The 20250-nt window shown below is 71.0% G+C and carries 22 protein-coding genes; 1 reads left to right on the top strand and 21 read right to left on the bottom strand.

Annotation, left to right across the window (positions count from 1 at the left end; translation table 11 throughout):
- Nucleotides 1–12 precede the first annotated feature (12 nt).
- The 4 genes from rplW to rpsJ are packed head-to-tail and all read right to left on the bottom strand — an operon-like array spanning nucleotide 13 to nucleotide 1951.
- Nucleotides 13–318, bottom strand: coding sequence for a 50S ribosomal protein L23 (gene rplW, locus MTP13_RS09310; RefSeq protein WP_189083713.1), 306 nt, complete (start codon nucleotides 316–318; stop codon nucleotides 13–15).
- The gene (gene rplD / locus MTP13_RS09305) at nucleotides 315–974 is read right to left on the bottom strand and encodes a 50S ribosomal protein L4 (RefSeq protein WP_243567468.1); all 660 of its coding nucleotides are present in this window, start codon (nucleotides 972–974) and stop codon (nucleotides 315–317) included. The genes rplW and rplD overlap by 4 nt, the downstream gene beginning before the upstream one ends.
- Nucleotides 975–977: 3 nt before the next feature.
- Complete coding sequence (gene rplC / locus MTP13_RS09300) at nucleotides 978–1634, bottom strand: 50S ribosomal protein L3 (RefSeq protein ID WP_189083711.1); 657 nt, start codon at nucleotides 1632–1634, stop codon at nucleotides 978–980.
- Nucleotides 1635–1642: 8 nt separating this feature from the next.
- On the bottom strand, nucleotides 1643–1951 hold the full coding sequence (gene rpsJ, locus MTP13_RS09295; protein WP_087135818.1) for a 30S ribosomal protein S10: 309 nt from the start codon (nucleotides 1949–1951) through the stop codon (nucleotides 1643–1645).
- A gap of 515 nt (nucleotides 1952–2466) precedes the next feature.
- Between rpsJ and MTP13_RS09290 the strand changes: the two genes are divergently transcribed.
- Nucleotides 2467–2925, top strand: coding sequence for an OsmC family protein (locus tag MTP13_RS09290; protein ID WP_243567467.1), 459 nt, complete (start codon nucleotides 2467–2469; stop codon nucleotides 2923–2925).
- Between the two features lie 10 nt (nucleotides 2926–2935).
- Here MTP13_RS09290 and MTP13_RS09285 read toward each other — a convergent pair whose 3' ends face one another.
- From MTP13_RS09285 to MTP13_RS09205, 17 genes are all read right to left on the bottom strand, one after another.
- Nucleotides 2936–4171 (bottom strand): acyltransferase family protein, encoded by a 1236-nt coding sequence (locus MTP13_RS09285; RefSeq protein ID WP_243567466.1) that lies wholly within the window; start codon nucleotides 4169–4171, stop codon nucleotides 2936–2938.
- A 139-nt stretch (nucleotides 4172–4310) separates the two neighbouring features.
- A complete protein-coding gene (gene tuf, locus MTP13_RS09280; protein ID WP_231430092.1) occupies nucleotides 4311–5504 on the bottom strand; it encodes an elongation factor Tu in 1194 nt (397 codons plus the stop codon).
- Nucleotides 5505–5635: 131 nt separating this feature from the next.
- Complete coding sequence (gene fusA, locus MTP13_RS09275; RefSeq protein WP_279399716.1) at nucleotides 5636–7750, bottom strand: elongation factor G; 2115 nt, start codon at nucleotides 7748–7750, stop codon at nucleotides 5636–5638.
- Nucleotides 7751–7861: 111 nt separating this feature from the next.
- A complete protein-coding gene (gene rpsG, locus MTP13_RS09270) occupies nucleotides 7862–8332 on the bottom strand; it encodes a 30S ribosomal protein S7 (protein ID WP_092668506.1) in 471 nt (156 codons plus the stop codon).
- A complete protein-coding gene (rpsL, locus tag MTP13_RS09265) occupies nucleotides 8332–8706 on the bottom strand; it encodes a 30S ribosomal protein S12 (protein ID WP_022889720.1) in 375 nt (124 codons plus the stop codon). The genes rpsG and rpsL overlap by 1 nt, the downstream gene beginning before the upstream one ends.
- Before the next feature lie 238 nt (nucleotides 8707–8944).
- Nucleotides 8945–9595 (bottom strand): spermidine/putrescine ABC transporter substrate-binding protein, encoded by a 651-nt coding sequence (locus tag MTP13_RS09260; protein ID WP_243567465.1) that lies wholly within the window; start codon nucleotides 9593–9595, stop codon nucleotides 8945–8947.
- Nucleotides 9596–9673: 78 nt separating this feature from the next.
- Nucleotides 9674–10150: a DUF6121 family protein gene (locus MTP13_RS09255; protein ID WP_243567464.1), complete on the bottom strand. Its 477-nt coding sequence runs from the start codon at nucleotides 10148–10150 to the stop codon at nucleotides 9674–9676.
- Nucleotides 10151–10219: 69 nt separating this feature from the next.
- Nucleotides 10220–10558, bottom strand: a complete 339-nt coding sequence (locus MTP13_RS09250; RefSeq protein WP_243567463.1) for a hypothetical protein — start codon at nucleotides 10556–10558, stop codon at nucleotides 10220–10222.
- Nucleotides 10558–11415: a T6SS immunity protein Tdi1 domain-containing protein gene (locus MTP13_RS09245; RefSeq protein WP_243567462.1), complete on the bottom strand. Its 858-nt coding sequence runs from the start codon at nucleotides 11413–11415 to the stop codon at nucleotides 10558–10560. Before MTP13_RS09245 ends, MTP13_RS09250 begins: the two co-directional genes overlap by 1 nt.
- Nucleotides 11416–11729: 314 nt before the next feature.
- Nucleotides 11730–12068 carry a hypothetical protein gene (locus MTP13_RS09240; RefSeq protein ID WP_243567461.1) on the bottom strand — a complete coding sequence of 113 codons (339 nt, stop codon included), beginning with the start codon at nucleotides 12066–12068 and terminating at the stop codon, nucleotides 11730–11732.
- Nucleotides 12069–12119: 51 nt separating this feature from the next.
- Nucleotides 12120–12398, bottom strand: a complete 279-nt coding sequence (locus MTP13_RS09235) for a hypothetical protein (protein ID WP_243567460.1) — start codon at nucleotides 12396–12398, stop codon at nucleotides 12120–12122.
- Nucleotides 12399–12561: 163 nt separating this feature from the next.
- Nucleotides 12562–12933 (bottom strand): hypothetical protein, encoded by a 372-nt coding sequence (locus MTP13_RS09230; protein ID WP_243567459.1) that lies wholly within the window; start codon nucleotides 12931–12933, stop codon nucleotides 12562–12564.
- A gap of 31 nt (nucleotides 12934–12964) precedes the next feature.
- The gene (locus MTP13_RS09225; protein ID WP_243567458.1) at nucleotides 12965–13255 is read right to left on the bottom strand and encodes a hypothetical protein; all 291 of its coding nucleotides are present in this window, start codon (nucleotides 13253–13255) and stop codon (nucleotides 12965–12967) included.
- A gap of 10 nt (nucleotides 13256–13265) precedes the next feature.
- A complete protein-coding gene (locus MTP13_RS09220) occupies nucleotides 13266–18827 on the bottom strand; it encodes a polymorphic toxin type 15 domain-containing protein (RefSeq protein ID WP_243567457.1) in 5562 nt (1853 codons plus the stop codon).
- Between the two features lie 73 nt (nucleotides 18828–18900).
- On the bottom strand, nucleotides 18901–19212 hold the full coding sequence (locus MTP13_RS09215) for a WXG100 family type VII secretion target (RefSeq protein ID WP_189083696.1): 312 nt from the start codon (nucleotides 19210–19212) through the stop codon (nucleotides 18901–18903).
- The gene (locus tag MTP13_RS09210) at nucleotides 19209–19853 is read right to left on the bottom strand and encodes a WXG100 family type VII secretion target (protein ID WP_243567456.1); all 645 of its coding nucleotides are present in this window, start codon (nucleotides 19851–19853) and stop codon (nucleotides 19209–19211) included. Before MTP13_RS09210 ends, MTP13_RS09215 begins: the two co-directional genes overlap by 4 nt.
- A 64-nt stretch (nucleotides 19854–19917) precedes the next feature.
- The gene (locus MTP13_RS09205) at nucleotides 19918–20211 is read right to left on the bottom strand and encodes a WXG100 family type VII secretion target (RefSeq protein WP_056010942.1); all 294 of its coding nucleotides are present in this window, start codon (nucleotides 20209–20211) and stop codon (nucleotides 19918–19920) included.
- Nucleotides 20212–20250 lie beyond the last annotated feature (39 nt).

Below are 20250 nucleotides of genomic sequence, written 5' to 3'. Positions count from 1 at the left end.
TTTCTACGCTCCTCAGCCGACAGCCGTGAAGATGTCGATGGAACCGGACTTGAGGGTGACGATCGCGCGCTTGGTGTCCTTGCGCTTGCCGATCCCGAACCGGGTGCGACGGGTCTTGCCCTGACGGTTCAGGGTGTTGATCGACGCGACCTGCACGTTGAAGATCTTCTCGATGGCGAGCTTGATCTCGGTCTTGTTCGAGCGGGGGTCCACGATGAACGTGTACTTGCCCTCGTCGATCAGGCCGTAGCTCTTCTCCGAGACGACCGGCGCGATGATGATGTCGCGCGGGTTCTTGTTGAAAGCGGCGGAGCTCATGCGGAGACCTCTTCCTTCTTGGCCTGCTTCGCGGCGACGAACGCCTCGAGCGCGGCCGTGCTGAAGACGATGTCGTCGGAGACGAGCACGTCGTACGCGTTCAGCTGGTCGGCGACGATCACGTGCACGGCCGGGATGTTGCGGACGGCGCGCTCCGAGAGCTCCTCGCCACGGGCGAGGACGACGAGGAAGTGCTTCGCCGGGGCGATCTTGCCGAGCAGCGCCACGGCGTCCTTCGTCTTGGCCACGTCACCGGCCGCGAAGCCCTCGACCGCGTGGATGCGGCCGCCGCGGGCGCGGTCGGAGAGCGAGCCGAGCAGGGCGGCCGCGATCATCTTCTTGGGGGTGCGCTGCGAGTAGTCGCGCGGGGTCGGGCCGTGCACGACGCCACCACCGGTGTGCTCCGGGGCGCGGACCGAGCCCTGGCGCGAACGGCCGGTGCCCTTCTGCTTGAACGGCTTGCGACCCGAACCCGACACCTCGCCGCGGTTCTTGGTCTTGTGCGTGCCCTGGCGGGCGGCGGCGCGCTGCGCGACGACGACCTGGTGGATGAGCGGCACGTTGGTCTGCACGTCGAAGAGCTCGGCGGGGAGCTCGACCGTGCCGGTCTTCTTGCCGGTGACGTCGAGGACGTCGATGGTGTTGGCGGTAGCCATGGACTACGCCCCCTTCACAGCGTTACGGACGAACACGAGACGGCCGCGCGCACCGGGGACGGCGCCCTTGACGAGCAGCAGGCCCTTCTCGGCGTCGACGGCGTGCACGCGGAGGTTGAGCACGGTCACGCGCTCGCCACCCATGCGACCGGCCATGCGCATGCCCTTGAAGACACGGCTCGGGGTCGACGAAGCACCGATCGAACCGGGCTTGCGGTGGTTGCGGTGGGCACCGTGCGAAGCGGAGACGCCCTTGAAGTTGTGGCGCTTCATGACACCGGCGAAGCCCTTGCCCTTCGAGGTGCCGACGACGTCGACCAGCTGGCCGGCCTCGAAGGTGCCCTCGACGGTGAGCTCCTGGCCCGCCTCGTACGACGCGGCGTCCGCGGTGCGGATCTCCGTGACGTGACGGCGGGGGGTGACGCCGGCGGCCTGGAAGTGGCCCTGCAGCGGCTGGGTGACCTTGCGCGGGTCGATCTGACCGGCCGCGATCTGCACGGCGGTGTAGCCGTCCTTCTCGGGGGTGCGGATCTGGGTGACCACGTTGGGGTCGATCTGGATGACGGTCACCGGGACGACCTTGTTGTTCTCGTCCCAGACCTGGGTCATGCCGAGCTTGGTGCCGAGCAGACCCTTCACGTTCTTGGTAGCGGTGGACATTTCGAACCTCAGAGCTTGATCTCGATGTTGACGTCGGCCGGGAGGTCGAGACGCATGAGCGAGTCGACGGCCTTGGGCGTCGGGTCCACGATGTCGATTACACGCTTGTGGGTGCGCATCTCGAAGTGCTCGCGGCTGTCCTTGTACTTGTGGGGCGAACGGATGACGCACACCACGTTCTTCTCGGTCGGAAGCGGCACGGGGCCGACGACCGTGGCGCCCGCGCGGGTCACCGTGTCGACGATCTTGCGCGCCGAGGTGTCGATGACCTCGTGGTCATACGACTTCAGTCGAATGCGGATCTTCTGTCCCGCCATGTCGAACTCTCTCTCTGTCAAGGCGTCGTACCCCTTCCGAGGGCATTGGACGCCGCGTGGTTCCTGTCACCACTGTTCTGCTGTCAACGGCCTGATCATCGAGCCTGTCGAAGGCACCCCGCGCGCTGCGAACAGCTGCGATGGCCTCGACACGCTCGACCTCGAGCCACCTCCGCCCGCCCGGACTCGCGTCCGGCCGGAGACACAGGTCGCCCCGGGTCTCGATGATGGAGGTTGTCGTGTCCTGCTGCCTGCGGCCTAGCCTGACGCCGGAGGTCCTCGCGGACCCGGGGGCTATGCACTGCCTGGCAGTGATCCGAACGGCGCGCAGGGGCACACCGTTCGAAATGTTGAACTCAACGAGTTTGCCATATCCGGCGGGTCCGTGCAACCCGGGCGTGTCGCGCGCGCCCGACTCCCAGGCGCCTCCCGGCTACGGCGGCTCCTCCCCCGGAATCCCGGGCCTCCACGGGGCATGATGGAGGAGAACGACCGACGACGCAGGGAGGCCCCCGATGACCGATCCGACCGTGCAGCCGAGCACCCAGGAAGGGCCGGGCAGCGTCTCGGCCACCCGCCGCTCCTCACGCCGATACCTCGGTCGGAACGCCCGCGGCGCGACGGTCGAGATCGGCGCGCCGGAGCTCGACGGGGCGCACTTCACCCCGGGCGAGCTGCTGAAGCTCGCCCTCGCGGGCTGCGTCGGCCTCTCCGCGGATCGCGTCGCCGCCCGACGGCTCGGCGACGACTTCGCACTGACGGTCTGGGCGCACGGGCAGTCGGAGGAGGCATCCAACCGCTACGAGGCGATCGCCGAGGAGCTCGTGCTCGACCTCTCCGGCCTCGAGGAGGCGGAGCGCACGAAGCTCATCGACATCATGGCCCGAGCCATCGAGAAGGCCTGCACCGTCGGGCGCAGCGTCGAGGGCGCGATCGACGTGAGCACCGAGATCGACGGCACCCGGGTGGGCTGAGGCCCCCGCCTCAGCGCTGCGGCGCCTCGCAGGCCCGGCCGCGCTCTTCGGCCGCGATCCCCGGCATCGCCACCCCCGCGCCGACGACGACCGCCACCGCGGTCGCGATGCCGCCGAGCACGAGCGTCGGCCGTGCGAGCACGCGCCCGCGCGCCCGCCGGAACGGATCCTCGATCCAGCGCTTCGACCCCGCCGAGACGGCGAGGGCGAGCACGACGAGCAGCGCCATCAGCCACGGCGGGCTCGGCACGCCGGTCAGGTACGGCGCGAACATGAAAATCGGCCAGTGCCAGAGGTAGAGCGAGTACGAGACGTCGCCCGTCCACTGCACCGGGCGCCACGCCGCGATCCGCGCCGGCGACCAGGCCGGTTCCGGCATCCCCGCCCAGATCACGGCGACCGTGCCGAGCACGGGCGCGAGCACCACGAAGCCGGGGAACAGCTCCGGCTCGCGGAACACGGCGACCGGCACGAGGATCGCGACGAGCCCCGCCCACGAGACCGCGCTCCGCAGCTGCGGGGTCCAGCGCCGCGGGACCGTCTCGGCGGCGCGGTGCCGGGACACCCAGAGTGCGAGCAGCGCGCCGGCGCCGAACTCCCACGCCCGCGCGAAGGTGCCGAAGTAGGCGAGGTTCGCGTCGGCCGCCGTGAGCAGGATCGAGTGCACGAAGGAGGCGGCCGTCACCGCGCCGAGGAGCACGACCGTCAACGTGCGTCCGGAGCGCCCCAGCTTCACTGCGAGCGCGAAGGCGAGGATGACCGCGAGCGGCCAGAGGAGGTAGAACTGCTCCTCGACCGAGAGCGACCAGAAGTGCTGCACCGGCGTCGACTCCAGATCGGCGCGGCGCGGGATCTGCGAGTCGATCGCGAGCTGCCAGTTCTCGAAGTAGAGGGCGCTCGCCACGATGTGCCGGAACCAGCGCCGCCACTCCTCCATCGGCACGACGGCGATCGTGAGCGCCGAGACGGCGACGAGCACGGCGACCGCCGCCGGCAGGATGCGCCGCGCGCGGCGCAGGTAGAAGCGGGCGAGTGAGACGCGCCCCTCGACCTCGGCCTCCCGCACGAGCATCCCCGTGATGAGGAAGCCGGAGACGACGAAGAACACGTCGACCCCCATGTAGCCGGCAGGGGCGACGGCGGGCCAGCCGTGGTGGAGCACCACGACGCCCACCGCGAGGGCCCGGAGCGCCTGGACCTCCGGGCGGATCGCGGATCTCGTGAATGGCGGTGCGGGGGAAGCCATCCCTTCCACGGTACGTCGGGACGTCCCGACGCACCAGGGCGCGTGCAGAGCTCCCTGGTGCCCCTCAGCTTGCGACGGGACGACGAAAGGGGCCGGGCTCGAAAGCCCGACCCCTCTCAGGTCGCTGTCGCGAAGGTCGTTACTTGATGATCTTCGTGACGGTACCGGCGCCAACGGTGCGGCCACCCTCACGGATGGCGAAGCCGAGGCCCTCCTCCATGGCGATCGGCTGGATGAGCTCGACCGTCATGTCGGTGGTGTCGCCGGGCATGACCATCTCGGTGCCCTCGGGCAGCGTGATGACGCCGGTGACGTCGGTGGTGCGGAAGTAGAACTGCGGACGGTAGTTCGCGTAGAACGGGTTGTGACGGCCGCCCTCGTCCTTCGAGAGGATGTAGGCAGTGCCCTCGAAGTTGGTGTGGGGGGTGACCGAGCCCGGCGCCACGACGACCTGGCCGCGCTCGACGTCCTCGCGCTTGGTGCCGCGGAGCAGGAGACCGCAGTTCTCGCCGGCCCAGGCCTCGTCGAGCTGCTTGTGGAACATCTCGATGCCCGTGACGGTGGTCTTCTGCGTCGGGCGGATGCCGACGATCTCGACCTCGGAGTTGATCTTCAGCGTGCCACGCTCGGCGCGGCCCGTGACGACCGTGCCACGACCGGTGATCGTGAAGACGTCCTCGACCGGCATGAGGAACGGCTTGTCCTTGTCGCGCACCGGGTCGGGGATCGACTCGTCGACGGCCTCCATGAGGTCGAGGACCGACTGGACCCACTTCTCGTCGCCCTCGAGCGCCTTCAGGCCCGAGACGCGGACGACCGGAGCGTCGTCGCCGGGGAAGCCCTGCGACGAAAGCAGCTCGCGGACCTCGAGCTCGACGAGCTCCAGGATCTCCTCGTCGTCGACCATGTCGCTCTTGTTGAGCGCCACGAGCAGGTACGGCACGCCGACCTGCTTCGCGAGCAGCACGTGCTCGCGGGTCTGAGCCATCGGGCCGTCGGTCGCCGCGACCACGAGGATCGCGCCGTCCATCTGAGCGGCACCGGTGATCATGTTCTTGATGTAGTCAGCGTGACCCGGGGCGTCGACGTGCGCGTAGTGGCGCTTCGGCGTCTCGTACTCGACGTGCGAGATGTTGATCGTGATGCCGCGCTGGCGCTCCTCGGGAGCCGAGTCGATCGACGCGAAGTCGCGCTGCACGTTGGTGGCCGACGGGTACTTGTCGGCGAGCACCTTCGAGATCGCGGCGGTGAGCGTCGTCTTGCCGTGGTCGACGTGACCGATCGTGCCGATGTTGACGTGCGGCTTGGTCCGCTCGAACTTGGCCTTCGCCACTGTGGTCCTCCTCAGGACATCGTGCAACTTCAACGGGCGCCGGATTGCGCTCGGTGGGTTGCGGGGTTGTGTTGATATGTTACGCGACCCGGGTGGGTCGTGCGGGCAGGGTGCCGAACTCCGTGGAGGAGTTACTCGCCCTTGTTCTTCTGGACGATCTCGTCGGCAACCGCCTTCGGGACCTCCGCATAGCTCTCGAACTCCATCGAGTACACGGCGCGGCCCGAGGTCTTCGACCGCAGGTCACCGATGTATCCGAACATCTCCGAGAGCGGGACGTGCGCACGCACGACCTTCACACCGGCGGCGTCCTCCATGGACTGGATCTGGCCGCGGCGCGAGTTCAGGTCGCCGATGACGTCGCCCATGTACTCCTCCGGAGTACGGACCTCGACGCTCATCAGCGGTTCGAGCAGCACGGGGTTCGCCTTCTTCGCGGCTTCCTTGAAGCCCATCGAACCGGCGATCTTGAACGCCATCTCCGAGGAGTCGACGTCGTGGGCCGCGCCGTCCACGAGGGTGGCCTTGACGCCCACCATCGGGAAGCCGGCGAGGATGCCGTACTGCATCGCGTCCTGGAAGCCGGCGTCGACCGAGGGGATGTACTCGCGCGGGACGCGACCACCGGTGACGGCGTTCACGAACTCGTACGTCTTGTCGCCCTCGACCTCGAGCGGCTCCAGCTTGAACTGGATCTTCGCGAACTGGCCCGAGCCACCCGTCTGCTTCTTGTGGGTGTAGTCGTGACGGTCCACCGCGCGGCGGATCGTCTCGCGGTAGGCCACCTGCGGCTTGCCGACGTTCGCCTCGACCTTGAACTCGCGCTTCATGCGGTCCACGAGGATGTCGAGGTGCAGCTCGCCCATGCCCTTGATGACGGTCTGACCCGTCTCGGGGTTGAGCTCGGTGCGGAACGTCGGGTCCTCCTCGGCCAGCTTCTGGATGGCCGTGCCGAGCTTCTCCTGGTCGGCCTTGGTCTTCGGCTCGATGGCGACCTCGATGACCGGCTCCGGGAACGTCATCGACTCGAGGACGACCTGGTTGTCCGGGTCGCACAGGGTGTCGCCGGTGGTGGTGTCCTTCAGACCGATGACCGCGTAGATGTTGCCCGCGGTCAGCGAGTCGACCGGGTTCTCCTTGTTGGCGTGCATCTGGAAGATCTTGCCGATGCGCTCCTTCTTGCCCTTGGTCGAGTTCACGACCTGGGCACCCGAGTCGAGGTGACCCGAGTAGACGCGCACGTAGGTGAGGCGGCCGAAGAACGGGTGCACGGCGACCTTGAACGCGAGGGCCGCGAACGGGTCCTTCGCGTCGGGGTGGCGCTCGATGACCTCGTCCTCGTTGCGGGGGTTGCGGCCCTCGATGGCGGGGACGTCGAGCGGCGACGGCAGGTAGTCGATGACCGCGTCGAGCATCGGCTGCACGCCGCGGTTCTTGAACGCCGAGCCGCAGAGCACGGGGTAGATCTCCGAGTTGACGACCATCTTGCGGATGGCGCCCTTGATCTCGGCGACCGTGAGCTCCTCGCCGCCGAAGAACTTCTCGAGCAGCGCGTCGTCGCTCTCGGCGACGGTCTCGAGCAGGACCTGACGGTACTCGTCGGCCTTGTCCTTCAGGTCGGCCGGGATCTCCTGGACCTCGTACTTGGCGCCCATGGTCACGTCGCCCTTGGCGTCGCCGGGCCACACGAGGGCGCGCATCTCGATCAGGTCGACGACGCCGATGAAGTCGTTCTCGGCGCCGATCGGCAGCTGCAGCACGAGCGGCTTGGCGCCCAGGCGGCTGACGATCGTGTCGACGGTGAAGTAGAAGTCCGCACCGAGCTTGTCCATCTTGTTGACGAAGCAGATGCGCGGGACGTTGTACTTGTCGGCCTGACGCCACACCGTCTCGGACTGGGGCTCGACGCCCTCCTTGCCGTCGAAGACGGCGACGGCACCGTCGAGCACGCGGAGCGAGCGCTCGACCTCGACCGTGAAGTCGACGTGGCCGGGGGTGTCGATGATGTTGATCTGGTTCTTGTTCCAGAAGCAGGTGACCGCGGCGGACGTGATGGTGATGCCGCGCTCCTTCTCCTGCTCCATCCAGTCGGTCGTCGAGGCGCCGTCGTGGGTCTCGCCGAGCTTGTGGTTCACGCCCGTGTAGAACAGGATGCGCTCGGTGGTGGTGGTCTTGCCGGCATCGATGTGCGCCATGATGCCGATGTTGCGGACCTTGCTCAGGTCGGTGAGCACGTCTTGTGCCACGGGGGTTCCTCCGGATGGGTGGTGCGGAACGGAAGGTCTGGGGCGGGCGGATGCCTGGTCTGGATCCCGTCGACAGGCTCAGGGGGACCAGCCGGGCATCCGCCCGGCCTACTACCAGCGGTAGTGGGCGAAGGCGCGGTTCGACTCGGCCATCTTGTGGGTGTCCTCGCGGCGCTTGACCGCGGCACCCAGGCCGTTCGAGGCGTCGAGGATCTCGTTGGTGAGACGCTCGGTCATGGTCTTCTCACGACGGGCCTTGGCGTAGCTCGTGAGCCAGCGCAGGGCGAGCGTGTTGGCGCGGTGGGGCTTCACCTCGACGGGGACCTGGTAGGTCGAGCCGCCGACGCGGCGCGAACGCACCTCGAGGGTCGGGCGCACGTTGTCGAGCGCCTTCTTCAGGGTGGCGACCGCGTCCTGACCGGACTTGTTGGCGACGTTCTCGAGCGCCTCGTAGACGATGCGCTGCGCGAGGTCCTTCTTGCCGTCGATCAGGATCTTGTTGACGAGCTGGCTGACGACCGGCGAGCCGTACACCGGGTCGGCGACGACGGGGCGCTTCGGAGCGGGACCCTTGCGAGGCATTACTTCTTCTCCATCTTCGCGCCGTAGCGGCTACGAGCCTGCTTGCGGTTCTTCACGGCCTGCGTGTCGAGCGCGCCGCGGATGATCTTGTAGCGCACGCCGGGGAGGTCCTTCACACGGCCGCCGCGCACGAGCACCATCGAGTGCTCCTGCAGGTTGTGACCCTCGCCGGGGATGTAGGCGGTGACCTCGGTGCCGTTCGAGAGCTTCACACGGGCGACCTTGCGGAGCGCCGAGTTCGGCTTCTTGGGGGTGGTGGTGTACACACGCGTGCACACGCCGCGCTGCTGGGGGTTGGCCTTCAGGGCGGGAGCCTTGGTCTTGGTGACCTTCGGCGAGCGACCCTTGCGGACCAACTGCTGAATGGTTGGCACTGCTTCTCCTAGTTGCTGCTGCACGGTGACAGCGGTGATGGATTTCACATCAGACCCGCCGACGCCGCAGAACTGCGTCGTCTTCGTGGTGGGTATGCCGTGGGGGTGAACCGCGGATGTCCGCAGGCACCCGGACATGCACGCGCGAGCGCGCACACCCGATCAATCGTAATGCGGCGTCACGTCGCGGTCAAATGAGGCGAGTCCGGCAGCGCCCGCGTTCGCGCAGGGCGCACGCTCAGGAGCCAGGCCATCCCGGGGCGTCGAGCTCGCGCTCGAGGTCGGCGAGGAGCTCGGCGACCTGCGGCTCCACGAGGCGCTCGACGGCGTTGCCGATGCGGCGGCGGTGCTGGGCGAGCTCCACGCAGATGCGCCGGCCGAGCTGCTTCGCGAAATCGTCGGCGAGGCGCACCTCCTCGCGGAGCGCCTCCTTCTCCTCCGGAGTGAACGGGCGCGGCGCCGGCTCGGCCGCCGCGGCGGCCGTGTCGGCCTCGAGGCCCGCGAGCGTGAACAGGAAGGGCTGGTCGGCCACCGGCTCCGGGTCCAGCTCGAGGCCGAGGTACTCGGGGTCGAGGCCCTCGCCCGCACGGTACGGGCGTCGCGCCTTGCGCTCCTCGGCGAGCCGGATCTCGCGGTGCAGCAGCGGGAGGTTCCTCGCCGTGTAGTCGTCGACGGCGTCGTCGATGACCGCCTTCATGCGCATCGAGAACGAGTGCTGCACGGGGTGCGGCACGTCCACGTCGAGCCCCGCAGCGGCCAGGATCGGCGAGCCGAAGCACTTCTGGCACAGCCGCACGCGGGCACGGTGCGTGCCGGGTCGCCACCGCGGCAGCCATTGCAGCCAGCGGTCGACCTCGGAGCTCACCCGAGCCTCGATCGAACCCTGCACGGGCTTCACGATAGCGCCGCTGCCGCCCGGTCGCGCCGATTCGACGGTCGTTTGGCGCGCCGCAACCGCCCGGCCCGGTTACTCCGCGTCGCCCTCCCAGGGCCAGCGCGGCCGTTCCATGCCGCCGCGTCGGCCTCGGGCGACGAGCACGGCGACCGCCGCCGTCAGCGCCGCGCACACCGGGATCAGCAGTCCGAACCAGCCGAGGCCGAGCACGACGGCGAAGCGCAGCCCCTCCCCCGGGTCGCCGGTCGAGGAGACGATGCGGCCGACGGCGGCGACGACCACGAAGGCGAGCCAGGAGCCGAGCGCCGCGAGCACGACGGTGGCGGCCATCCGCTCTGGGCGGCGGAGCCGCAGTCCCAGCACGAGGAGCACGGTCAGCACCGAGGCGCCGACCGCGACGGGCGCCACGAGCACGCCGACGTCACGGTCGCCGACGACCTCGAGGTCGGCGAGCAGGCTCACGAAGCCGAAGCCGCACACCACGAGGGCGAGGTCGAGCGCCGCCGCGAATCCGGCGACCACCCAGGCGTCCCGCATGCGCTGCTCCATGCCTTCGAGGCTACGCGCCCGCCGGGCTCGCCGCGGCGGGGTTGCGCCCAGGCGAGGCATCCGCTCCGTTCAGCCCTGCTCCCAGCCGGGGAAGCCGGCGCAGCCGTAGGCGAGGCGGATGAAGCCGTCGGTCTTGTCGGTGAGGATCGCGTAGGACTTGGCCGCGTCGCCGCGCTCGACGGCCTCGCGCATCTGCTCGAGGTTGCGGAGGGCCGTGGGGATCCAGTCGCGGAGCGCACCGTCGGGCAGCGCGGCCGGGTCCTCGGCGAGGATGCCGCGCACGAGGCCGATGGCGCGCAGCAGCTCGGGCTGGTCCTGCGCCCGGTAGGCGGCGGACATGCTGATCGCGACGAGCTCGGTGACGGGCTGGCGCAGGCGTTCGCAGCGCTCGGCGAGGGCGTCGGCCATCAGTTGCCGCCCGCCGGCCGGTCGAGCTCGAACTTCTCGAGCGGGGTGCGCACCCCGTCGCGGAAGGCGCCGAGGCCCGCCTCGAAGTCGACCGCGGAGCCGACGAAGAGCACCGTCTCGTCCGGAGCGACGTAGATCTTGCCGCCGCCGCGCACGGCGTGCACGAGGCAGACGCCGAGCCCGTCGGGCAGCTCGACGACGTTCAGCTCGGCATCGGGGGCGAGCTTCTGGAAGAGCGCGCGGCCCACGGCGACGAGGCGGTCCGAGCCCGAGGCATCCGCCCCGTCGGCGCCCGCCGTCTGCAGATGCCGGCGCACCTCCGGCTGGCCCGCGAGCTGGGCGATCACCGCGAGGTGCTCGTACAGGCCGGCGCGCTGCAGCCGGGCCGGGTCGGGCGAGCCGCCGAGCGCGAGCAGCGGCACGAAGCCGTAGCACTCCTCGAAGCCCGGCACGCCGTCGCGGTCGCGCGCGGCCGGGTAGGGCTGCCACTCCCAGGCGACGTCGCGCTGCGCCGGGTCCTCGATCAGGGCGACGAGCTCGTCGAAGCTCGCCCCCTCGATGAGGTCGATCGCGCCCCAGCGGGACTTGACGACGAGGTACAGGCCGTTCACGTGCACGACGAGGTCGCCGAGGGCGGTCGTGAACAGCACCGTGCTGCCCTCGGGCAGCCCGAAGACGCCGTCGAGCATCTCGGCCGCGCGCGCCGGGTCGACGAAGCGGAAGTAGCCGTCGCCGACGAAGCCGGCGCCCTGGGTGCGCCAGAGCTCGGCGACCTCGGCCGGCACGCGGCCCGCGAAGGCGGCGATCGTCTCGTCGGAGATGGGGGCGACCGGGTCGAAGCTCCGGAACCTCGTCATGCGGGCCTTCCTCTGCTCGGCGCGCACCGGTGCGGCGCGCGGGATGCCTCGGGGCGCCTGCCGCGGCGAGAACGCCCGCGGCCGGTCACCTCCGGAAGTCTATCGAGGCTGAGTCCGCGGGCCATGGGGAGGGCTCCCCATGGGCAGTCACCTCGCGGCGTCGGGATGCACCGGCGCGGCCGTGCACGCCCCGCCGGGGTCGCATTCCGACGGGCGGATGCCGTTCGGACAAAGCCCGCGCCGCAAAACAACCCCCTCGGCCGATCAGCCGGCGGCGTCGGGACGGGGAGAAGGGGCGGCGCGCACGTCGCGTCTCAGTCGACCTTGAGCACCGCAGCGAACGGCTGCAGGAGGATCTCTCGCTCCTCGACGGAGAGGCGCTCGCCGAACGCCGTCGCGTGGGCGGCGAACAGCATGTCCGCGACCGCCGCCGCGAGCGCACCGTCGCCGAACGCCATCAACGCCGCGGAGCGCGGCTGAAGGCTGTCGCGGACCCGTGTGTCGAGTGCGCTGAACTCGGACGCCGACAGCTTCGCGGCCTTCCGGGCGGCGATCCGACGGGCCGGGCCGAGGGCGCGACCGGCCGATCGCACCTCATCGAACTGCGCCGGGGAGAGCTCCACCACACGTGCAACGAACGCGTCGAGGGCCACCAGGTCAGGACTCGTCACCGTTTGAGCCTAACGTCCTTCCGCAGAGGGGTCCTACCCCTCCGAACGTTCGACCCGGTAGCCTCGTGCTTCGACCTGGTCGAGGAATGTGCCGAGATCCGGGGCAGCTCGAAGCAGTGCGCCCAGCTCGCCCTCGTTCACAGCCATTCGGAATGTCGCACTCGCGAAGGGATGGGTCACTGGAGCGCTGCCTGGCACGGGCGGCGGCGCGGAGATGCTCACGAGGATCCCGGCACCCTCCCGGAGTTCGAGCGCGAGCTGATCGCCGTCGTACACGAGATATTCGCGGCGGACGTCCTCCTGGTCGCTCACTTGACCCCTCCCGCTCCGGAGAGCTGTTCGAGCAGCGTCGCCCGTGAGGGCGTCGCCCGCCCATCGGCCGATGCGCTTCCCCGTCGGCACATCAGTCGAGTGGGACGCCGGTGCCGCGGAACGGGCTGGCGTCCCCTTCCCGACGTTCGATGTGCAGTGACGGTCACCTGGCGGCGTCAGGGTGCGCCGGCACCTCGACGCCGAGCTCGGTGAACGGCGTCAGCAGGATCTCGTACTGCTCGGGGGTGAGCTGCGCGGCCTGCTGGACCGCGCGAGCGGCGATCACGATCGCGCTCTTCGCATCGGCGTGCAGCCCGGCGCGCGCCGCGTTCAGTTCCTCGGCGCGGGGCAGCAGCAGCGCTCGGACGGCGTGCTCGAGCTCGGAGTTCACCGCCGCCGACGGCTTCGTCGCACGGCTCGCCTCCTTGCCGCCCGCGCGCCGGAGCCGCACCGCCCGGTCGAAGGCGCTCGCCAGCTGCTCCGCGGGCAGCGCGCCGGCCTGCGCGATGAAGCGCTCAGTCGAGGTGTTCAGCATGCCGTCGCCTTCGGATGTCCCGGAGCGCGGTTCACTGGGCCGGCGCGTCGATCGGCGTCATCCGCCGGATCTTCTCGAAGTTCGGCGTGTGGTACTCCTGGCGCACGGCGCCCGTCGCCTTGTCGACGAAGATCGCGAGGTTGTCGTACCGCGCATAGGGCTCGAGGCCGTCGACGAGGAACTCCTTCGCCCCCCAGACGGGCAGGTAGTCGTGCTCGTCCTCGAACCACTCCGGCGCGATGTAGAGCTCTCCCGAGAGCGCGGGCGGGTGCTCGGCGAAGTACTGCTCGAGCAGCCGACGTGCGTCCTGAATGGTCACCATGCTCCCAGTCTCACGCCTTCTCGGAGTCGACGCCAGCCGGCCCGGCCGAGCTCGGCCCATTCCCGTCGGCGGCGGGCGGCGGGGTCTTCAGCTCCAGGGAGAATTGCACCGCCCCTGCCCCGAGCCGCTGGTTCTGCACCTGCAGCGCGTGGATCTCCCCCTGCAGCTTCCCAGCCTCATCGGGAGTGATCGCGGGGTCCTGCAGCCGGACGATCCGCTCGGCGATCAGTTCGTCGTTGCGGGCCTGCCACCGGGCGTTCGCGACGACCTCGCGGTCGATCATCACCTGCGGACGGTCCGCGGGGGTCGCCGCGTCCCTCCACTCGAGCATGAGCTGGTACTCCGGCTGGGACCACGGCTTCGACGTCTTGATCACCTCGGCGGTCGGCACCAGATCGTCGACGCGGAACACGGAGAGGTCCTTCCAAGGCGCCTCGGAGGTGCGGTTGAAGTGCATGGTGTCGAGGTAGCCGGAGGCGTCGATCTGATTGATCTGGCCGTCGTAGAGCTTGATGCCGTCGGGCTCCTTCACGATCGTGAAGATGTGTCCGCCGCCGGTCTTCCAGTAGCCGTTCACGAAGCCGCGGCCGCCGACCGGCCACGACGCGGTCAGCGACTCGAGCGCCTCCATCGGCGTCGAGCCGAGCGCACCGATCTGCTGGAAGTCCCGTCGCGATCCGTCGGCCTGCACCCAGTCCGCGGCGATGCTCACCGGGAAGCGGCCCTCGTAGCTCGCGGTGACGTTGCCGCTGGCCGGGTCGATGTTGGCCCCCATCACGGTCGGGCTCGCGATCACGTCGTAGCCGCGGAACCGCAGCTCGAGGGCGTTCACCACGTAGTGGCAGTTGTTCAGGAAGCGCCCCTGGTCGACGGTGTAGCCGAGCCCGTTCACGATGTGCACGGCCTGGACACGTGCTTCCGGACCGGCCAGGTGCGGGAACGCGTCGTCGAGCACCTGGTGGTGGATCGTGTCCGGCACCGTGGGCTCGGGCGTCGACGTCGCGGCGTCGCCGTCCGGGCCTTCGGGCCCGCTGGAGTCGGCCGGGGCCGCGGCGTCGTCGGTGCCGTCCGCGCCGGACGGCTCCGGCGCTGCCGCATGCTCGTTGGCGTCGGCGGGATCGTGCGCGTCGGAAGCCGCCGACTCGCTCGTGCCGCGGTCGGGATCGGTCGCCGTCGGCTCGCCCCGACTCGGCCCGTCCGCGGCGCTCGTGCGGGTGCCGTCGGTGCTTCCCGCCGCTCCGGTACGCGCGGGCGCCGAGGTCGAGCTCGATGCGGAGGAGGTCGACGCCGCGTGGCTCGTGACGGACGGGCTCGCCACCGTCGCGGCGCTGCTCGGTGCCCCGGTGTGCGGACGAGCGGCGGTGAGCGTCGCCTGCGAGGCTGACGCGCCGGTGTCGACGTGGTGGGCGCCGAGCTCGACGTTCAGCTTGATGTGCGCGTGCAGGGCGGGGTCGATGTCGATCATCGCGTCGGCGACGTCCTGACGGAGGTCGTCGATCCGGTGCTGCCACTGGCTGCCGAGTGAGCTGTTGATGCCGAGGTCGCCCGCTCCGTCGAAGCGGTCGGCGCGGCCGCCGGCGACCTGGTCGGGCCCGTGCAGCACCGCGGGGTTGCTGTGCGGGACGCCCGCGGCCTTCAGGGCCGTGATCGCAGCGCTCTGCTCGCTCTTCGCAACACGGTTGTACTGCTCGTAGAAGTCGACGTTGTGCCGCCACTCGGCGATCGTGAGGGCGTTCAGGCCCTGCTGCTGCATGCCGACCTGGCGCTGATACTCGTCCCAGTCGTGCTTCGCGTCCTGCCGGTTGAAGGCGTCGACCTCGATCGGGTCCTTCAGCGAGTAGGAGCCGTCCTCGTTCCGCACGATGGGCGAGTCGGGCTGCGCGGCGAGCGCGTCGAGCTGCTCGCGGATCTCCGGGGTGAGCCCGGGGATGTCGTAGCCGTTGTACGTCGTGCCGGAGCCCGCGGAACCGTCGGAGGGGTGGCTCGGGTCGACGCGGTCGACCGGCGGAGTCCACTTCGGCCAGCGGCGGCCGTCCCGATCGGGGTCGGTGCCGTCGGTGCCGTCGGTGCCGTCGGTGCCGTCTGCGATCGAGCCGTCCGTGTCGGTGCTGTGGCCATCGGGCGCGGTGCCGTCGGGCGCGGTGCCGTCGGGCGCCTGGTGCGTCGTGGGCGAGGCCTCGGCCGGCGAGCTCGTTCCCGCCTCCGGGGCTGCCGGCGCGGTCGGCGCGGCCGGAGCGGTCGGCGCGCTCGCGTTCGGGTTCGCGGCGTCCGGCGTCGCCGGGGCCTGGGGCGCGTTCGCGTCGGGCTTCGCGTCGACCGGCTTCGTGCCATCCGGGTTCACCACGTCGTCGGGGCGCACCGAGGCATCCCAGTTCGTCGCGTTCGGCTCGTGCGGCGGCCACGGCGAGCGCGTGCCGTTCTGCGCGTCGAGCGACCAGACCGTGTCGCCGTCGAAGTAGGCGTTGAACCAGTGCCCGGCGTCGCCCGCGCGGTCGATGCCGACGACGCAGTGCGAGCCCGGGCCCATCGCCCGCAGCGTCGACTCGATCTGCTCCGGCGTCACGGTGGTCTGCGGGTTGCCCGTGCGGGCCTCCATGTCCGGCGTGCTGAGGGTGCCGGTGGATGCCTCGGCGCTGTCCTTGCCGTTCAGGAAGTCGTTCAGGTTCGCCGAGGTGTTGCCGCAGTTCGTGGCGTAGCCGTTGGCGGGGTCCGAGGGGTCGAAGTTCGGGTTGATCTCGTTCAGCGCCTGGTCGATCTCGTCGATCGAGCGCTCGGAGCTGTTGTTCGACGGGGCCTGGTCCGGCTGCTGGCCCTCGGGCTGCGAGCCGTCGCCGGCCTGGCCGGTGCCGTCGCCGGCCTGGCCGGTGCCGTCCACGCCGTCCGCTGCCGGGGCGTCCGGCTGCGAGCCGTCGACGTTCGTGCTGGCGTCGGGGGCGCCGTGCCCGTTCGAGCCGTCGGCGCTCGGGGCGTCGGGCTTGCCGCCGTTGCCGTTGGGGGAGAAGAGCGAGGGCTTCGAGAAGAGCGAGGGCTTGCCGAGCAGGGTCGCCGCGCCGGCCGCTGCCGCGGCGCCACCGGCGGCCGCGGCCTCTTCGGGGGCGATGCCGTCGGCGTCGCCGTCGGTGCCGCCCTCGCCGTCGGCGGGTGCGCTTTCGGCGTCGGGCTGCGTCGCGTCGGCATCGGGCTGCGCGGCATCCGCGTCGGGCTGGCCGCCGTCGGTGCCGTCGGCGTGCGCCGGGGCGCTGCTCTCGACGGAGCCGGCGTCGCCGGGCTTCGCCGAAACGGCCGCACCGGCCGCCGCGGCACCGGGCGCGCCGTTGCCCTGGCCGTCGCCGGACGAGCTGTCGGCCGCGGGAGCATCCGCCGTAGGACCGTCAGCGGTGCCGGGCGTGCCGGCGTCAGCGGTTCCCGGGGTGCCGGCGTCCGCCGTGCCGGGCGTGCCGGCGTCGACCGTGCTCGGCGTGCTCGCGTCAGCGTGACCAGGCGTGCCCGCGTCAGCGTGACCAGGCGTCCCAGCATCCGCGTGACCAGGAGTCCCCGCATCAGCGTGACCGGGCGTGCCCGCATCCGCATGACCGGGCGTGCCCGCATCAGCGTGACCCGGCGTTCCCGCATCCGCATGACCGGGCGTGCCCGCATCCGCATGTCCAGGCGTCCCAGCATCCGCGTGAGCAGGCGTCCCAGCATCCGCGTGACCCGGCGTCCCAGCATCCGCGTGACCGGGCGTGCCCGCATCCGCATGTCCAGGCGTCCCAGCATCCGCGGAACCGGGCGTGCCAGCATCCGCAGAACCGGGCGTGCCAGCGTCCGCGGAACCGGGCGTGCCGCCGTCCGCGTGACCGGGCGTGCCGCCGCCGTCACCGCCCGCGGTCGGCACGTCGACCGAGCCGCCGGCCCCGCCGTCGCCGGCGCCGCCGCCGAGGTCGCCGGGGGCCGAGGGGGCGTCCGTCGGGATGTCGATCGAGCCGCCGCCGTCGCCGGCGCCACCGCCGGCGTCGCCGCCGCCGGGGGTCGGACCGTCGCTCGGGATGTCGACCCCGCCGCCGCCGTCACCGGCCGAGGTGCCGGCGTCGCCCACGCCGGGCGTCGGTGCGTCGTTCGGGACGTCGACCGCGCCGCCGCCGTTGCCGGCGGTCGCGGTGGTCTGGTTGCCGCCGCCGGGGGTCGGCGTGTCGGCGCCGGGCACGGTGACCGCCGGCAGCGTCGAGCCGTTACCGGGGCCGCTCGGGGCCGAGGGGCTCGAGGGTCCGCCGTGGCCGCCGGGACGGCCCGCGAGCGCACCGCCGAGGAGCGCGCCGGCCGCGATCGAGCTGAGCGGCGAGAACGGCGTGCCGTTCAGCCCGGACTCGGCGAGGCCCGAGGCGAGCCCGTCGACCGCGCCGCCGCCGGTCTCGACGGCGATGTGCGTGACGCGCTGCATGGCGCCCGGGTTGATGCGGTTCGTGAGCCGACCCGCGGCGCCGGAGACGGTGCCGCCGGCCGCGCCGCCCGCCGCCGAGGCGAGGGCCGCGTTCAGCACGTTCTGCGGCTGGTAGTTCGGGTCGAGCGCGCCGCGCACCTGGTTGAAGGAGGCGGTCGTGATCGCGCTCGCGAGTCCGGCGGAGAGCGCCTCGCGGGCGACGCGGATGCCGCCGCGCACCGCCATGCGGGCGACGCGGAGGGCCGCCATGATGAGGCGGCGGAGCTTCTGGCAGAGCGCGGCGATCTTGATCGCCCAGCGCGTGACGGTGAGCATGATCTTCGCGGCCATCGCGGCCGCGCCGGCACCGAAGGTCACGGCGCCGAGGAGGGCGCCGATGCCGATCTCGAGGGCGATCTCGATGGCCATCTGCGCGATGAACCAGCCGATCTCCTCCCAGGCCTTGTCGACGGCGTCGATCATGCCCTGCGCGAAGCCCGCCATCGAGTTCGCGCTCTCGGAGAGCTTGCCGAAGGAGCTGCCGAGCGAGGTCTGGCAGCGGCGGATGTTGCTCGCCTGCGACGGCGGCAGCGTCATCGACGACACGTTCACGAAGGCGGAGCCGACCTCGGACTTCGCCGACGTCATCGCCTGCGAGAGGCTGCTCCACGCCTGCTGCGCGGTCGAGAGCTTGCCGCGGTCGGCCGAGGGCAGGACGACGCCGAGGGTGGCGAGGGCGTCCTTCAGGAAGTCGCCGAACTCGCCGAGCGGGCCCTCCGGGCCCTTGCCGAGCGCCGTGGGCACCGAGGCGTGCGGGTCGTTCACGACGGCGGTCTCTTCGGGGATGCTCGAGGAGGACGCGGGCTTGAACGCACCGACGAGCTGCGCCCCGTCGTAGGCGCGACCCGTGTTGCCGAGCGCCGCGTCGACGATGCGCAGGGCGTTCGACATGCCCTGCACGGCCTTCAGCAGGTCGACCGCGTAGCCGTCGTAGCCGGGCTCGCCGTCCTGGCCGTGCGCGAAGACCTCGGCCGACTCGTCGTCGCCGGCCATGCCGCCCGTGCCGCCGAGGGCCGACTCGCAGGCGCGCGCCGCCTGGGAGGCCGAGCTCGCGATCGAGAACAGCGCGGTGCCGTCGGCGGCGAGCCGTGCGGCGTCGAGGCGGACCTGCGTCATGAGTGCACTCCCGGTGGGATCGGATGGTGGATGTCTGGGGCTGATCGGGGCGCGCGGAGCGCGCCGCGCCGACTCAGCCGCTCAGGCCGTTGGCGAGGTTGCTCCAGGCGCCGTCGAGGGTCTCGATGGTCTCCGTGTAGGCCTGGTGCGCCCCGGAGACCTGGTCCTGCAGGCCTTCGGCGGCCTGGGTCATGGCCTCGGCGCCGAGCTGCCACTTCTCGAACATGCCGATGAAGTTCGCCATGGCCGGGCCCTGCCATTCGGCGGGCAGCATGTAGGCGAAGCCGCTCGCGCCCTGCTTCAGCGCGGAGCAGTACGTGACGAGCTCGCCCAGCATGTCGGCGAGCGCCTTCAGCTCGGTCGTGTCGGCCTGCTGCTCGCTCATGCGCCGGTGCCCTCTCCGTCTGCGTCGCCGATGACCGGCACCTCTCCGATCTCGACCGCCGCGACCTGCGGGGTGATCGCCGGCTCGCCGTCGGCGCCGAGGCGGAACACGCCCTCGCCGATCGAGTCGTCGTCGCCGTCTCCGTCGGTGTCGCCGGAGCCGCCGCCGGTCGCCTGCCCGCTCGACTTGCGGGGACCGAGGGCCCCGCCGCCGAACCGCTCGACCTCGTCGTCGCCCGCGTAGTCGCGACCGAAGAACTCGGCCATGTCCTCGGCCTTCTCCTCACCGCTCGCGACCCGCGTGCTGAGCTGACCCGTGCCGGAGCGCATCGCGGCGAGCGCGGGCGCCCGGCCGGTGAAGGAGCGCTGCACGCCCGACTCGTTCTGCGTGTACGAGCCGTCGGCGGCGATGAGCCCGGCCTGGAGCGCGGCGAGCGACTGCCGGACGAAGCCGGCCGTGGTCATGAACGTCGCCCACCCCTCGGAGAAGCTCTCGGCGTCGTCGCCCTTCCACGTCACGTCGACCGTGCGCTTGACCTGCGCGTCGACGGTCGACAGGTTCGTGTCGAACGTCGCGAGCACGGTGCCGAGCAGCGCGGAGACCTCGCTGAGCGCCGAGGCGCGGACTCTGAACTGGACCACAGGGTTCCCTCCCGACCGGATTGGCTCCGCGGGCGGGTGCCCGCGGAGCCGTCAGCGACGGATGTCAGCCGTTGAACGTGCCGGCGATGGCGTTCTCGCTGTCCTCGTAGGACAGCGCGGCCTGGTTCAGCAGATCGCTGATGCCCTGCAGCGACTCCTTGAGCTGGAGACCGGCCTGGTCCCACTGCGAGTACAGCTCGTTGAAGCTCTGCGACGCGGTGCCCGACCAGTCGCCCGAGATGAGGCCCTCGACGAGGGACTTCAGGTTGGACAGCTGCGACTCGATCGACTGCGAGCCGCTCGAGAGCTGACCGGCGACCCCGGCGAGGGAGTCGGAAGTGACGCGGATCTCCGCCATGGTTTCCTCCAGATTTGGCTGGTGTCGGGGGCCGGACGG

Origin of the sequence: Agromyces soli (assembly GCF_022811605.1) — a bacterium.
In the GTDB taxonomy this organism is placed as follows: Bacteria; Actinomycetota; Actinomycetes; order Actinomycetales; family Microbacteriaceae; genus Agromyces; species Agromyces soli.
Note: the sequence above shows the minus strand (reverse complement) of the source record. Positions and strands in the feature narration are given on the sequence as shown.

Excerpts from the sequence above, each read along its gene's own strand:
- rplW (WP_189083713.1), bottom strand. The coding sequence starts at position 318 with ATGAGCTCCGCCGCTTTCAACAAGAACCCGCGCGACATCATCATCGCG.
- rplD (WP_243567468.1), bottom strand. The coding sequence starts at position 974 with ATGGCTACCGCCAACACCATCGACGTCCTCGACGTCACCGGCAAGAAG.
- rplC (WP_189083711.1), bottom strand. The coding sequence starts at position 1,634 with ATGTCCACCGCTACCAAGAACGTGAAGGGTCTGCTCGGCACCAAGCTC.
- rpsJ (WP_087135818.1), bottom strand. The coding sequence starts at position 1,951 with ATGGCGGGACAGAAGATCCGCATTCGACTGAAGTCGTATGACCACGAG.
- MTP13_RS09290 (WP_243567467.1), top strand. The coding sequence starts at position 2,467 with ATGACCGATCCGACCGTGCAGCCGAGCACCCAGGAAGGGCCGGGCAGC.
- MTP13_RS09285 (WP_243567466.1), bottom strand. The coding sequence starts at position 4,171 with ATGGCTTCCCCCGCACCGCCATTCACGAGATCCGCGATCCGCCCGGAG.
- rpsG (WP_092668506.1), bottom strand. The coding sequence starts at position 8,332 with ATGCCTCGCAAGGGTCCCGCTCCGAAGCGCCCCGTCGTCGCCGACCCG.
- MTP13_RS09255 (WP_243567464.1), bottom strand. The coding sequence starts at position 10,150 with ATGGAGCAGCGCATGCGGGACGCCTGGGTGGTCGCCGGATTCGCGGCG.
- MTP13_RS09250 (WP_243567463.1), bottom strand. The coding sequence starts at position 10,558 with ATGGCCGACGCCCTCGCCGAGCGCTGCGAACGCCTGCGCCAGCCCGTC.
- MTP13_RS09245 (WP_243567462.1), bottom strand. The coding sequence starts at position 11,415 with ATGACGAGGTTCCGGAGCTTCGACCCGGTCGCCCCCATCTCCGACGAG.
- MTP13_RS09230 (WP_243567459.1), bottom strand. The coding sequence starts at position 12,933 with ATGCTGAACACCTCGACTGAGCGCTTCATCGCGCAGGCCGGCGCGCTG.
- MTP13_RS09225 (WP_243567458.1), bottom strand. The coding sequence starts at position 13,255 with ATGGTGACCATTCAGGACGCACGTCGGCTGCTCGAGCAGTACTTCGCC.
- MTP13_RS09220 (WP_243567457.1), bottom strand. The coding sequence starts at position 18,827 with ATGACGCAGGTCCGCCTCGACGCCGCACGGCTCGCCGCCGACGGCACC.
- MTP13_RS09215 (WP_189083696.1), bottom strand. The coding sequence starts at position 19,212 with ATGAGCGAGCAGCAGGCCGACACGACCGAGCTGAAGGCGCTCGCCGAC.
- MTP13_RS09205 (WP_056010942.1), bottom strand. The coding sequence starts at position 20,211 with ATGGCGGAGATCCGCGTCACTTCCGACTCCCTCGCCGGGGTCGCCGGT.